The 13,600-nt window shown below is 44.4% G+C and carries 11 protein-coding genes; 6 read left to right on the plus strand and 5 right to left on the minus strand.

The window, feature by feature from the left end:
* Positions 1-126: 126 nt before the first annotated feature.
* The gene (locus IPP77_05745) at positions 127-1,437 is read left to right on the plus strand and encodes a cellulase family glycosylhydrolase (protein MBL0309180.1); all 1,311 of its coding nucleotides are present in this window, start codon (positions 127-129) and stop codon (positions 1,435-1,437) included.
* Positions 1,438-1,616: 179 nt separating this feature from the next.
* On the opposite strand, the gene IPP77_05750 is transcribed toward IPP77_05745, so the two are convergent.
* From IPP77_05750 to IPP77_05760, 3 genes are all read right to left on the minus strand, one after another.
* Positions 1,617-2,495 (minus strand): hypothetical protein, encoded by an 879-nt coding sequence (locus IPP77_05750; GenBank protein ID MBL0309181.1) that lies wholly within the window; start codon positions 2,493-2,495, stop codon positions 1,617-1,619.
* Between the two features lie 5 nt (positions 2,496-2,500).
* Entirely contained in the window at positions 2,501-2,989 is a 489-nt protein-coding gene (locus IPP77_05755; protein ID MBL0309182.1) for a T9SS type A sorting domain-containing protein, read from the minus strand.
* Between the two features lie 170 nt (positions 2,990-3,159).
* Complete coding sequence (locus IPP77_05760; protein MBL0309183.1) at positions 3,160-4,764, minus strand: glycine--tRNA ligase; 1,605 nt, start codon at positions 4,762-4,764, stop codon at positions 3,160-3,162.
* 57 nt (positions 4,765-4,821) lie between these two features.
* Between IPP77_05760 and IPP77_05765 the strand changes: the two genes are divergently transcribed.
* From IPP77_05765 to IPP77_05785, 5 genes are all read left to right on the plus strand, one after another.
* Positions 4,822-6,156, plus strand: coding sequence for a hypothetical protein (locus tag IPP77_05765; GenBank protein ID MBL0309184.1), 1,335 nt, complete (start codon positions 4,822-4,824; stop codon positions 6,154-6,156).
* A gap of 83 nt (positions 6,157-6,239) precedes the next feature.
* Entirely contained in the window at positions 6,240-6,614 is a 375-nt protein-coding gene (locus IPP77_05770) for a hypothetical protein (GenBank protein ID MBL0309185.1), read from the plus strand.
* A 10-nt stretch (positions 6,615-6,624) separates the two neighbouring features.
* Positions 6,625-7,533, plus strand: coding sequence for a gliding motility-associated ABC transporter ATP-binding subunit GldA (gldA, locus tag IPP77_05775; GenBank protein MBL0309186.1), 909 nt, complete (start codon positions 6,625-6,627; stop codon positions 7,531-7,533).
* A 68-nt stretch (positions 7,534-7,601) separates the two neighbouring features.
* Positions 7,602-9,062: a glycosyltransferase family 39 protein gene (locus IPP77_05780; protein ID MBL0309187.1), complete on the plus strand. Its 1,461-nt coding sequence runs from the start codon at positions 7,602-7,604 to the stop codon at positions 9,060-9,062.
* A 101-nt stretch (positions 9,063-9,163) separates the two neighbouring features.
* Positions 9,164-12,259, plus strand: coding sequence for a gliding motility-associated C-terminal domain-containing protein (locus tag IPP77_05785; protein MBL0309188.1), 3,096 nt, complete (start codon positions 9,164-9,166; stop codon positions 12,257-12,259).
* A 17-nt stretch (positions 12,260-12,276) separates the two neighbouring features.
* Here the strand turns inward: IPP77_05785 and IPP77_05790 are convergent, their stop codons facing one another.
* The gene (locus tag IPP77_05790; protein MBL0309189.1) at positions 12,277-12,972 is read right to left on the minus strand and encodes a T9SS type A sorting domain-containing protein; all 696 of its coding nucleotides are present in this window, start codon (positions 12,970-12,972) and stop codon (positions 12,277-12,279) included.
* Positions 12,973-13,144: 172 nt separating this feature from the next.
* A complete protein-coding gene (locus tag IPP77_05795) occupies positions 13,145-13,558 on the minus strand; it encodes a hypothetical protein (GenBank protein ID MBL0309190.1) in 414 nt (137 codons plus the stop codon).
* Positions 13,559-13,600: the final 42 nt, after the last annotated feature.

The following is a 13,600-nucleotide window of genomic DNA, read 5'->3' on the forward strand; positions in this document are numbered from 1 at the left end:
ACCGACGCCGAGGAACGAGGCGGGGGACGCGCCATTATTTTTTGCATTGTGTTTGTTTGGGTATTGATTAGGAATAGGTTGTTTAGGGATAATGGGGGAAGGCGATTGGTGGCGCGATAAAATTTAATGAGGCGCAATACATATTATCTACATCTTCGTCGGATGAAGACAGGTGGTGGTAAATTTTTGTCGGCTCTTTTCTTTTGCTTGATAGCTATCTGCTTTCTTCAGGGGCAAAGCACGTTTTATGTGTCGGGGAAATATCTTTTGGATCCTTGTGGCGATACGGTGCTGTTGCGAGGCATCAATTATGCGCCATATAATTGGGGCTATGACCAGAGTAGTGAGGAGACGGTTGAAATAGAGAAGACGGGGGCGAATTGTGTGCGGTTGGTGTGGTATGCCGATGGCAGTGCGCCTTATTATACGAACGAAAATCTGGATAGCGTGTTGGCGCGTTGTGCTGAACGGCGGATGATACCTGTTCTTGAGTTGCATGACCAGACTTGTCAGAATGACAGTGCCCAATTAGTGTCGCTGGCAGATTGGTACACGGGGCCGGATGTGGCGGCTATTTTGCAGAAGCATCAGGCCTATTTGATTGTAAACATTGCAAACGAGGTGTTGTATCATCGTTGGGCGGCGGTGCCTTCGGCAGCGGTGAATAGTTATATCAATACGTACAGTACGATTGTCAACCGCTTGCGCAACGGAGGGCTTAATTTTCCTTTGATGATTGACGCACCGGATTGTGGCACGGATATTTCGCTCATTGGTTCGGTGGCTGCCGCGTTGCAAAATGCCGACCCGAAGCATAATCTGATGTTCAGCGCGCATGCTTACTGGTATTCTTATGCGCAAAATGATTCGTTGCAAATGGCCGCGCTGCTTTCTGCGGCATCTGCGCTGAATTTTCCGGTGATATTGGGTGAGGTGGCTAATTATCAGGATGATGCAAATCCTTGTCAGTACGGTTTAAATTATCGTGCGCTGTTTCATCTTTGTGAAACTTTTCAAATGCCGTGGATTTGTTGGGGATGGAGCCACGATAATTGTACAGCGCGACAGTTGAGCACTAATGGGCAGTTCGGTTCTTTGTCTGCTTATGGAAATGAAGTGGTCAATCATCCGGATTATGGTTTGAAAAATAAAGCGGTGCGGTCTTATTATATGCTCTATAATCAACAGTGTCTTTCTACCGGTGTTTTGGATTACAGGCAGGAGGAAGGCTTCGTGGTTTCTCCGGTCGCCAGTGGCTCGTTGACGATTCAATCTACGATGGCTGACGTTCAGCGGATCACGATTACCGATATGGCGGGGAGAGTTGTCCGGTCTTGTGTTTTGCCGCCTGATGAAACAACGATAGTCGCATTGCCGTCGGGCATTTACCTGATTGCATCTGAAAACAAGAAGGTAATTCGAAAGGTGGTGTATTAGGCTTCTGTAGGCTTTTTGCATACGTTCCTTGCGATGGTTGCAACTCGTAGCTGTTTTGGAACTTCAAAAACAAAAGGCTTTATGACCTTTGTAGTTTACGGAAATAAAAAAGCCCCGACAAGGAGTCAGGGCTTTTTGGTTTTTAATGTTTTCGTTTCTACCACACAGGCGGGATAGAATTAGTAGGTAATGTTCATTGCATGAATCTTAAAGGTGCCGGTATTAGCGTCTGTTCCTCTATAGAAACCGAAGGAAATTCCATCGCCGGGAGCAATCTTGGTTGGGGGATCTGGTGAGAGGATGTATGCTAAGACTTCGATGGGCTTATTGGCCGTCGTAATATTAATAGGACTGATAGTAAGCCCTGAACCAGCTGTTCCCCCCTGAACAAAGCCGACACCCGCGTGCGCTATGCTGATGGCATTGGGCGAAAAATAGATAGTACCGGTTGCAGTAGAGCTCACGATAAAATGCAACACAATCGAATCTCCAGCTTTGTAATCGGCAGGAACAGTAAAATTGTGAAAGAAGCTAGAATTCACACCGTCGGGGAACTGGATAGCCGCACTAGCTCCAAAGCCATTTGAAAAAGTTGCGTTGCCACTCGGCAGGTAGGCTCCGTAGATGTTTAGCGAAATGCTTCTCTTGGACAGTCTGTCAGCGGTTTTTGCATTGAGGGCATAAGGCACACTCATCAACTGGCTGGTAGCAGTGACGGAGTACGCAGTGCCTCCGGCAGGGTCTGTTTCGGTTTTGATAAAATATAATCCTGAGGACCAGTCTATGTTTGCAAAAGTTCCGCTGACCACCGTTCCTGTGCCAATTTCCAGACTAGCGAGTCCGTTGGCGTTGGTGGTGGGGGTTTGGGTTTCAACATAAACCGCGGTGCCTGAGGCAGAGCTTTTCAAAATGCTGATGCGCATTCCGACGGCGGCAGAGGTTACTAGACTATTGCTGGCATTGCGCACCACGGCCTGATAGCTCATTTTTTGGGGTGCTTGCGCGAAAGCAGTATGCAATAGAATCAGGGATAGGAATAAGGTAGATAGTTTACGCATGGTTTTTAGTTTTTGATGATTTTAAATTGTTTGATTTCCTTTTGATTTTCAGATACGGTTAAAAAATAAATGCCTGCCGCAAATTGCGAAACAGGAATGTTCGTTTCACTTTCTTCAACAGATCTATTTCCCAAAACCTGTCCCTTTAGGTCAGTAAGACGGTAGGATAAATTCTGCGTTTCGTTGTTTTCGACCTTCAAAGTCAGTAGGTTGGTTGTCGGGTTTGGATAGACCGACAGCAGCAGGTTAATATACGGTGCTTCATCCTTTACACTTAGGGTGTAGATTTCGTAAGGCTGTTGCACCCCCTGACTTAGCGAAGCACCTCCACCGGTGGCAGCAATGTAGGCTACCTGTCCTATGGAATAGCTGATGGAGCCTCCGGTGCTTGTTGCATCGCCTCCGGCAGCCGTGGTTGATTGCTGAGCCTGCACTTTGGTCAGCGCGATACACCACAACATCAGCAGTAGGTATCGGATTTTAATGTTTTTCATAAGCAGATTGTTTTATTTTGTTGATGTTGTAAAGGTAGATACATAAGCGGAAAGACAAACTGTTCTTTTTCACAAATTAAAATGGTTTGAGCAGAAGATTATCCAATGCAAAGAAGACAGACAGGCTCTCAAGTCAAATTCGAGCGCTGCAAAATTATCACACAATAATTTTACCTCAAGCCCTTGCGCCAATCCACTCTTTCGTTTACCACAGATTTTAATTGGTCAATCGAGATACGTTCTTGCTTCATGCTGTCGCGCTCGCGGAGGGTGACGGTATTGTCGGTTAAGGTTTGATGGTCTATGGTGATGCAGTAGGGCGTGCCGATAGCGTCTTGGCGGCGGTATCGCTTGCCGATGGAATCTTTTTCTTCATAGAAACAACGAAAGTCCCAACGCAGGTCGCTGAAGATTTCGTCTGCCTTTTCGGGCAATCCGTCTTTTTTGACCAAGGGGAAAATGGCGATTTGTACCGGGGCGAGGAAAGGCGGAAGAGCGAGTACGGTGCGCTCGCTGCCGTCTTCCAGCTTTTCGTTTTTATAACCGTTGCACAGCACAGCGAGGATGGTGCGGTTCAAACCGACAGAGGTTTCCACTACATAAGGAACATAGCTTTGATTCAATTCCGAATCAAAATATTGCAACTTTTTGGTAGAGAGATTTTGGTGTTGTGTCAAATCAAAGTCGGTGCGCGAATGGATGCCTTCGATTTCTTTGAAACCAAAAGGAAAGTTGTATTGAATGTCCACGGCAGCGTTGGCGTAGTGCGCCAACTTGAGGTGGTCATAAAACTTCAGGTTCGTTTCAGAGAAACCAAGCGAGCGGTGCCACTTCATGCGCGACTCTTTCCAATGGTTGTACCATTGCATCTCGGTGCCGGGACGCACGAAGAATTGCATTTCCATTTGTTCAAACTCACGGGTGCGGAAGATAAACTGCCGCGCTACGATTTCGTTACGAAAAGCTTTGCCCACCTGTGCAATGCCGAAAGGAATGCGTTGACGGGAGGTGTTGAGTACGTTTAGGAAATTAACGAAGATCCCTTGTGCCGTTTCGGGGCGTAGGTAAATGGTAGAGGATTCTTCGGCAATAGAACCTACCTCGGTAGAAAACATGAGGTTGAACTGTCGCACTTCGGTCCAGTTGCGGGTACCGCTGACTGGGCAGGCGATTTCTAAATCAATAATGATTTGACGAACATCTTCGAGGTTATTGTCGTCTAGTGCTTTTTTGAAGCGGGTTTCAATTCCGTTTAATTTTTCTTTTACACGCAGCACATTTGGATTGGTCTTCAGAAACATCTCCTTATCGAAGCTGTCGCCAAATTTTTTCTGTGCCTTGTCCACTTCCTTATTAATCTTCTCCTCCATCTTGGCCATCGCATCTTCAACCAGCACGTCTGCACGATAGCGTTTCTTGGAATCTTTATTGTCAATCAATGGGTCATTGAAAGCGTCCACGTGACCGGAGGCCTTCCACGTTTTATGGTGCATGAAGATGGCAGCGTCCAGACCCACGATGTTTTCGTTAAGCTGCACCATGCTCTTCCACCAGTATTCCTGAATATTCTTTTTCAGTTCGATTCCATAAGGGCCGTAATCATAAACAGCGCTGAGACCATCATAGATTTCGGAAGATGGAAAGATGAAACCATATTCTTTGCAGTGCGAAATGATTTCCTGAAAAAGGTTCTGTGTATTGACTTGACTCATAGGCGGCGAAAATAGCAATTGTTCAAATTGAGAATTGCGATAACAATTAGCTTGCATTATCATTACCTTTGTGGACTTTCTTTTTACCTTAAAGATGGGAAATTTTAAACGTATTATTTCATGATTAAAATATCTATACTGGTATGTTTTCTGCTTGTCTGCTCGGGGCTATCAGCTCAAAATCAAACCGACTCGCTGAGCAAGGATGTGGCGGATTTAAAGAAGAAAGTTACCGCCCTCGACATTCTCAACAAGTTTAATCTCTGGGGATATGTTCAGATGCAATATCAGCATGCGGATACGGCAGGAGCAAAGACATATTCGGGCGGCGATTTCCCTGTGGCATCGTCTGACCGCTTTCGGATAAGGAGAGGACGAGTGAAACTAGAGTTTAATCATGCTGATAAAAAGGGACAGAGTCTCTTATATACCGCTGTTCAAGTAAATTTTTCCGAGGCAGGATTTAATCTTGTTGAATATTTCGGTAGGGTTTATGATCCGTTCATTCACTGGTTTTCCCTGACCGGAGGCATGATGAACCGTCCGTTTGGATATGAAATCATCTATTCATCGCGCATACGTGAAACACCCGATCGAGCCAGGATGTCTCAGACACTTTTTCCTCAGGAACGCGATTTGGGCTTTATGGCTACGATTGAACCACCCAAAACGAGTAAATGGGGTTTCTTCAAAATAAACGCTGGGCTTTATAATGGCACCGGACTTGGTTTTAATGAAATAGATAAGGGTAAAGACTTTATCGGACAGGTGGTTTTAAATAAATTGTTTTTGAACGATCACTTGAAACTCTCTGGCGGGGCTTCATATTATAACGGACGGGTTCTTCAAAGTACTCCGGTGTATTATTCTTTGGAGAATACAGCCGGTAGTGGCAATCCACCTCGATATACGGCTCATGAGGATTCTACCGGTGTGGGAAAGCGATTTTTCAAGCGGAAATATGTTGGCTTTGATTTGCAGGTTAGCGGGATATATAAATGGGGAAGCACAACACTTCGTGGGGAATATATTTTTGGCAAGCAGCCCGGTACGGCATTTGGCAGCGGCACTCCTACCGTTCTCGGTAATGATATTTATAATCGGAAATTTCGTGGAGCTTATGCCTACTTTGTGCAGGCGATTCATGATGCAAGGCATTCTATGTGGCACGAGCTGGTGGTGAAGTATGATTTTTTCGATCCGAACACTCAATTGGCAGGACAGAAACTAAATTCGATTAGTGATTCTAAAGTAAGCGCGGCTGATGTAAAATATCACACGGTGGGCTTGGGTTATGTGTTCCGCCCATTGGACTTTTTCAAGTTGATGGTGTATTACGATTGGGTGATTAATGAGTCAACAGGAATTACCGATATAAGCCGTAATTTGAAGGATAATATCTTAACGGTGAGGACTCAATTTGAATTGGATGCTAAGTGGTTTAGAAAGAAGTAAAGAGCGTTAGCGTTAGGCCTTTATTCTTCTGCCATGCTTAGTATTTACCTGTCAATTTAATATTGATTGTATTTTTGGCGTCTATGTTTAGGATATGTTCGGCGAATAAATGGGTGATTATTGGTGCCTGCCTATTTCTGTTTACCTCTCTTTTCAGTCAGGAAGATAATTTTGAATGGATTCGGAAGATCAATGGGGTGAAAGGAAAGGTCACCATGCTTGAATTTGAACAAACATGGATTATTATTCCAGATGAAAACCCAAACGGAAGATATTTTTCTAATCAACTTCCCGATGAATATAAGAAGGAAGGATTGAAGGTTTCGTTTTGTGGAATGGTAGGGAAAATCCCACCTAATGTACGTTTGTTAGCGACCCCTTTGAAGCTGAGTTGTATTTGTATCAGCAAGAAGGAAAAGAAGAAATTTGGATTGAATAGTCGGAAGTATAAATTTTAACCAATGAAATATGTCAGTAATCATTAACGAACTTTCAAAAATTTACGGAACCCAACGCGCAGTGGACAATATCTCCTTTGAAGCCAAGAAGGGCGAAGTATTAGGTTTTCTCGGACCGAACGGTGCGGGGAAAAGCACGACAATGAAAATGATCACTTGTTTTGTGCCGCAGACATCAGGCACAGTCAGCGTCTGTGGACATGATACCTCCTTCGAGCCTTTAGAAGTAACAAAGAAGATTGGTTACCTGCCCGAAAACAATCCGCTCTACTACGATATGTATGTGCGTGAATATCTTGAGTTCATGGGTGGGCTTCATAAGATGGGCAGCAAAATACAGACACGCATTGATGAGATGATTGAGGTCACCGGATTGACAGCGGAACGAAAAAAGAAAGTGGGGCAATTGTCCAAAGGCTATAAACAAAGAGTGGGGCTGGCGCAGGCCATGCTTCACGATCCGGAGGTTCTTATTCTCGATGAACCTACTTCCGGTCTTGATCCGAATCAGTTGCTCGAAATCAGGTCGCTGATAAAACAACTGGGGCAGAACAAGACGGTCATTTTCTCTTCTCATATCATGCAGGAGGTACAGGCAATCGCCGACCGGGTGATTATTATCAGCAAGGGAAAGATTGTCGCAGATGATTTAACCAGTAACCTTCAGAGCCGACTGCGCAACGAAACAATTGTTACGGTTGAATTCAAACAGCCTGTTGACAAAGCAATGTTGGGCATGATAAAGGGCGTCAAGTCCCTAACAAAATCAAACGATGGAAGATGGAATCTTGTTTCCTCGGGGAAAGAAGATGTCCGAGAAAGCGTTTTCAATTTTGCTAAAGAAAAAAATCTGACCTTATTGCACTTGAACAAAGAAGAATTTTCTCTGGAGGATGTGTTTAAAGAATTGACGCAGTAGATACCGGTCGGCATATTCAATTACTTAGCTTCGTTTAGCAGTTTTCTCTATTCATAATTTAAAGCATTTTGAGAAACATTAGTGTTGGGTGGTGGTTAGTCATCGCAATTTCTTGTTTATACTGGCTCCCTTTTCTATTGGCAAAAGGCATGTTTTTAGATGGAGTGTGCAATGCGCTCTATGCGGTGAACCTTGCAGAAGGCACTGCGTCGTTCTGGGCGCCTAAATCCAACTATATAGGCAATCCCTCAGCATGGGGTTCGGCTCCGCTAAGTATCTATATCTTATCCGTGCTTTATAAATGTTTTGGCAATTATTTTTTTATTGAAAAGATATACTCTCTGATTTGCGGCTTCATACAAATGGCCTTAATCGCGTGGGCATGGAAGCTCTGTTTCGATAAGAACGATGAGCGCGGAAAATATGGATGGTTTCCTTGTTTGCTTTGGCTCGCTTCTCCTTTGACCGGCTGGTGCTATTCCAATAATCTGATGGAAAACTCCATGTCCATTTTCACCACCTCTTCCATCGTGGTCTGGTTACTGTATCTGCGAAATCAGCAAATACAATACGCCGTTGCCGGAGGGATCTTGATTTTTCTTGCTCTATTATCAAAAGGCCCCGTAGGCCTTTTCCCCCTAGCGGCGCCTTTGGTGTTTATGTTAATGAACAAAAATATTATCCGACAAAGATTTTTCTACTTCACTTTCGTTCAAGCCTTCGTATTCTTTTTGGTCTTTGTGGTGGTGTTTTCAATGGAGGCTCCGCAAACTTTTTTACATCAATATTTAGACGTGCAATTAAGGCCGGCCTTGAATCATCAAAACGGAGGAATTTCTTTTGAAATCATCTTGCAACTTCTATTGGCTTTGCTTCCAATATTCGGGGCAGTAATTATCGTGGTTTTATACACCGCGATTAAAAAGGATGATAGCCTGCTGTCTCGAAACGACAAGAACCTAATCGGTCTTTCCTTTTTGTTGATAGGCCTAACCGCTTCTATACCTATCATGATGAGTACGAAGCAAAGCAAATTCTATCTGCTGCCTTCTCTGAGTATTTTTTCTTTAGGGTTTTCACTGCTTCTGCTTCCTGCGTTAAAAAAATCAATGGACTTATTTGACAGGTATCCTCTTAGGTATAAAATACTAAGCGCCACAAAATTTCTATCTGCTAGCATCATCATATTGTGTATTGTTCTTTGCATTAACAACCGAGGGATTTATTCAAGAGACAAGGCGCTATTAAATGACCTAGCGGAGATGCAAACTTTAACCGGCGATGGTGCTATTCTGCGAGGACCGTGGGAATTAAACAGCGAATGGCATCTCTTTTCCTATTTATCTCGTCTTTATAAGATCAAGATATGTATGCCAGATTCGGAAATAGAAACCAACTATTATATTACTTACTCCGGAAAATCAGATAAGGTGCCCTCACAAGACTTTATAAAAATTTATAGCGGAAACAAATTTGATTTGTATCAATTAGCAAGTGCTGATAATTTTCACAAAAGGAAAATAAATTAACCGGATATAAACAACGCGAGGCACCTAGATAAACTCAATATTATGGAGAACCTTTATGATTGCTAATTTCATTCACGCTATTACATGGGAAAAATAGCTTTATGTTTATCATAACTATGCGTATCAAAGCAAAGCTGTTTTATTGTTTTCTAATCGGATTCGCTTCGTTGATTTTACCCAACACCGTCTCTGCACAAGTAAATTGCAACAACGTTGACTTTGAAAGCGGCACTTTTGCAAACTGGACAGGATATACAGGCGTTTGTTGTCCCATTACCGCCGATACAGTCGGTTTTGTTTCTACCCGCCACACCATTATGACCGGGGCAGGTAATGATCCGGTCATCCCGCAGATTCCCGTCGTATCGCCTTATGGAGGCACCTATTCTGTTCGCCTCGGAAATTCTTCTATAGGAGCACAAGCCGAGCGTTTAACTTATACCCTTAACGTAACTGCTGCCAATCCCAATTTCACCTATCAATATGCGGTAATACTCGAAGACCCCAGCCACACTCCGGCCCAGCAACCGCGCTTTCAGGTAAATGTGATGGATACAGATGGCGCTACCATTCCCTGTGGCTTTTATAACGTAGTTGCCAGTGGCAACATCCCCGGCTTTCAACGCACGGGGAGCATAGTTTGGAAGAACTGGTCATTTGTTGCGGTGGATTTGTCCTCATATATAGGACAAAATATCACGGTGGAGTTTTCTACCGGCGATTGTGATTTGGGTGGCCATTACGGCTATGCATATATTGATGCCTCTTGTGCGCCCCTCCGAATATTTACCAACTATTGCCCCGGCGACCCTATTGCCGACCTCACCGCTCCACCTGGTTTTCAGTTTTATCAATGGTCCACCGGAGAATCTGCTCAAGCCATTACGGTCACTAATCCGGTTCCCGGCGACTCTATTACTGTGGTATGTGTTCCTTTCCAAGGGGTTACTTGTACCTCTACTTTGAAATACATATTCCTTCAAAACCCACCGGTCGAGGCCAACTACAGCATCAACACTGTCTGCGGAAACAATCAGGTGGTGTTCTCTGATTCCTCTACCATATCGGCCACCGGTGCGCAGGTCACCGGCTGGAAATGGATTATTAATGATTCGATTATCTCCACCCAGCCAGCGGCTACCTTCTCTTTTCCCGCTGCAGGCAGCTATGATGTCACCTTAATTGCCGAATCCTCGTATGGTTGTCCCGATACGCTTCATAAACAAGTATTAATTCCGCAGGGATTGCTCGTTACGGCTAACATCCGCTCCGGCAGCGGAGGCTTTGCTTTGCAATGTATCGGCGATAACAATGCGGTGCTCAAGGCTAATGCAAACCTGGGTATCCCTCCTTATTCCTATCAATGGAATACCATACCGGTCTCGACAGGCGATTCCATATCAAATCTTTCTGCGGGCACTTATACAGTGAGTGTCACCGATTCGACAGGCTGCATAGCCACGGCCAGTGCGGTCATCAGCGCGCCACCGCCTGCGGTCATGGATCCGGTTATAAAAAACGTATCCTGCTATAACGGAAACAATGGACAGATTACCGCGCTCATGAGCGGCGGCACACCGCCCTACACCTATTCCTGGAATACAAATCCTCCCCAATCGTTTCAAACTATTTCCAATCTCGGTGCCGGCAGCTATACGGTAACTATTACCGACAACAACCAGTGCACAACCCTTGTTTCATCTGTGGTCAGCGAACCTTCCCAATTGAATATCTCCATCACCTCCAAAACCGACAACGTCTGCTTTGGCGGTCATACCGGTAGGGCAACTGCCTCTGCCTCAGGCGGCAATGCACCTTATATATATTCATGGAATACAAACCCCATCCAAAATGATACGGCGGCTTCAAACCTATCCGCCGGAAATTATGTGGTGACCGCCACCGACGACAGCCTTTGCACGGCCACCACAACGGTTGTTATTAATGAACCCACCAAACTTTCTTCTACCTCCACCGTTGATAATGTCTTGTGCCATGACAGCGCACAAGGCTCTATTGCGCTAATCGTATCTAACGGAACAGCGCCCTACACCTATTCCTGGCAGCCATCTGTTAGCACCACCGCCGCCGCCCAGAATCTAAAAATGGGTACTTATGATGTAACTATCACCGACAATAACGGATGCACCCTATCCAATTCATTTATCGTCATTGAACCACCTGCATTAAACATTCAAACGCAATCAACGAATGTTCTTTGTTCCGGAAACCTCGACGGCACAATCACCGCCACCGGTGTGGGAGGAATTCCAACCTATACCTATTCTCTACTTCAGAATGGGAATACTATATCTACCAACACCACCGGATCCTTCACCGGCCTCGGTGTAGGAAACTATACCATCATTTTTTCTGACGGAAATAATTGTGCGGTATCTCAGCAACTGACCGTCAACGAGCCGCCGCTAATCAGCATTCAAAGTATCGTGGCCGATTCTGTTAACTGTTATGGCTACAACGACGGCGCTATCTCCATAGTTGCTACCGGCGGAGTGCCACCATTCGAATATGTGCTCAATAACAATGCCCCTTCTTCTTCCGGAAATTTCAACAATCTACCTCCCGGAAATTATTCCATCACCATCAACGACGCAGGAGGATGTTCTTTGCAAACAGCCACCAACATCAACGAACCCCCACCGCATATCCTTTCCATCATTCCCGATTCTATCCAAATGAATTTGGGTGAAAGCCGTGCGGTCCAAATCATCAGCAACTTTGCGCCGAACGTTATCTATTCCTGGTCGCCCGAAAGCGGCACCGATTGCCCTACCTGCCCCAACGCCAATGTCGGCACCTATAACAGCCTCGAATATTCTATTCGCGCAGTGGCGCACCCACATCAACTGGATTGTGAGGCTACAATTAAACTACCGGTAACGGTCACGGCCAACTACGATATTTTCATTCCCAATGTGTTCACTCCAAACAATGATGGAGTAAACGATTTTTTTGAATACTTCGGAAACAAATCCGGTGTAAAATATTTGGATGTAGAAGTCTTCAACCGTACCGGCGAAAAAGTTTTTGAATCAAACGACATCAACTTCCGGTGGGATGGAAAGTTCAAAGGCGTGGTGCAAAACCCCGGTGTATATGTTTACCAGTTCAAAGTAATTTTTGTGGACGGCTATACCGAGAAATTATATAAAGGAAGCGTTACGATTCTTCGCTAAGCGCCGATTGCCGCCCCTCACTCCTTCACAAACTTCCTCACCACTCTTTGTCTGTCATCTTGCACTAGCATGAAGTACAAACCTGAGGACAAGCCAGATATATTAACTCCCGCCTCCTCACCGTTTAGGCGGCCTTGCAAAACTAACCGACCATCCGGAGTCAATATTTGGAAGCTCAGAATTGAAGAGATTGGACTTAAAGAAATTGAAATTCTCTCCCTGGCTGGATTGGGATAAATAGTGAACATTTCATTGCCTTTAGCTTCTGTTAACCCTGTCATCAATCCACCTTTATTCTCAGTGATAAATACCCTGCCATATTCGCCGAAGGTTATCCATTTATTTTCAGTAATTGCTACTATGTATTGAAGGGCAGGATATGCATAGCCATAAATGGCCATGTTAGCGGTGGAATCGTATGGTTCCATATCTGTATATACCCAGTTTTCCCCTCCATCTTCTGTTCGCATCACCCTACTTCCAAATGCTATCATGCCCAACTTCTCCGAATAAAAATGGATGTTTCGAGGATAAACATTTCCTCCTGTGCGACCTTTTTCAAGTAATACTCTGCCCTGGATACTATCAATATGACCTTTAACCAACTTATATCGGTCGCTAATTCCAATATAGATCGAATCGTTTAGCATACATGCATAACCTATGCCAAACATCTGATACGTCAAATTGTCACAATGTGTTTTCCAAGTCATACCTCCATCTTTAGTTGTAGTTACCCCCCAACAAAACTATAAGCCCGCATCGCTGAAACATATACCCGGAGGTATCGTTAAAAAGCGGATATCGGTAATCTCCAGCGCGTCTAAAAATTCCATGTCCATTGCCCGCCATTATAGGTGGTAAAATAAAGACCAACACCACAACCTACAATCCAGTATCTGGGTTCAAAAAATAAAGCCCGTAGGCAAAGCCCATTTTATTGCCTCTGCCCACATCAGACCATGTAGACCCGCCATCTGTAGTTTTCAAAACTGTACCAATGATTTGATAATTACCACCACCAACAGTCATATAACCGATATCATTTGTAGCAAAGAATATCCGTTTCAATGAGCCGCCAGGGTTTACAGTATCAAATGTCCATGAATATCCGCCGTCACGTGTTTTATAAAGCACTCCATTTTTTGTTGTTAAATACCCCGTATCTGTATTGATAAAATAGGCATCGTATATCTGATCTGTTACTAAAACATCATTACGCAACATGACCTTTGTCCATTGACCGAATGAATGGATAGCGAAACAAAAACTCAGTAATAGCAAAAAGAGCGGCTTCATTGTTTGATGAAATTAGTATTAAAAAGTTTGTTGCCAGATTTT

The organism is Bacteroidota bacterium (assembly GCA_016722375.1).
In the GTDB taxonomy this organism is placed as follows: Bacteria; Bacteroidota; Bacteroidia; order Chitinophagales; family LD1; genus Bog-950.

Bases quoted from the DNA above. Each gene is read 5' to 3' on its own strand.
- IPP77_05745 (MBL0309180.1), top strand. From the start codon at position 127: ATGAGGCGCAATACATATTATCTACATCTTCGTCGGATGAAGACAGGT.
- IPP77_05750 (MBL0309181.1), bottom strand. From the start codon at position 2,495: ATGCGTAAACTATCTACCTTATTCCTATCCCTGATTCTATTGCATACT.
- IPP77_05755 (MBL0309182.1), bottom strand. From the start codon at position 2,989: ATGAAAAACATTAAAATCCGATACCTACTGCTGATGTTGTGGTGTATC.
- IPP77_05760 (MBL0309183.1), bottom strand. From the start codon at position 4,764: ATGATAATGCAAGCTAATTGTTATCGCAATTCTCAATTTGAACAATTG.
- IPP77_05765 (MBL0309184.1), top strand. From the start codon at position 4,822: ATGATTAAAATATCTATACTGGTATGTTTTCTGCTTGTCTGCTCGGGG.
- IPP77_05770 (MBL0309185.1), top strand. From the start codon at position 6,240: ATGTTTAGGATATGTTCGGCGAATAAATGGGTGATTATTGGTGCCTGC.
- gldA (MBL0309186.1), top strand. From the start codon at position 6,625: ATGTCAGTAATCATTAACGAACTTTCAAAAATTTACGGAACCCAACGC.
- IPP77_05785 (MBL0309188.1), top strand. From the start codon at position 9,164: ATGTTTATCATAACTATGCGTATCAAAGCAAAGCTGTTTTATTGTTTT.
- IPP77_05790 (MBL0309189.1), bottom strand. From the start codon at position 12,972: ATGACTTGGAAAACACATTGTGACAATTTGACGTATCAGATGTTTGGC.
- IPP77_05795 (MBL0309190.1), bottom strand. From the start codon at position 13,558: ATGAAGCCGCTCTTTTTGCTATTACTGAGTTTTTGTTTCGCTATCCAT.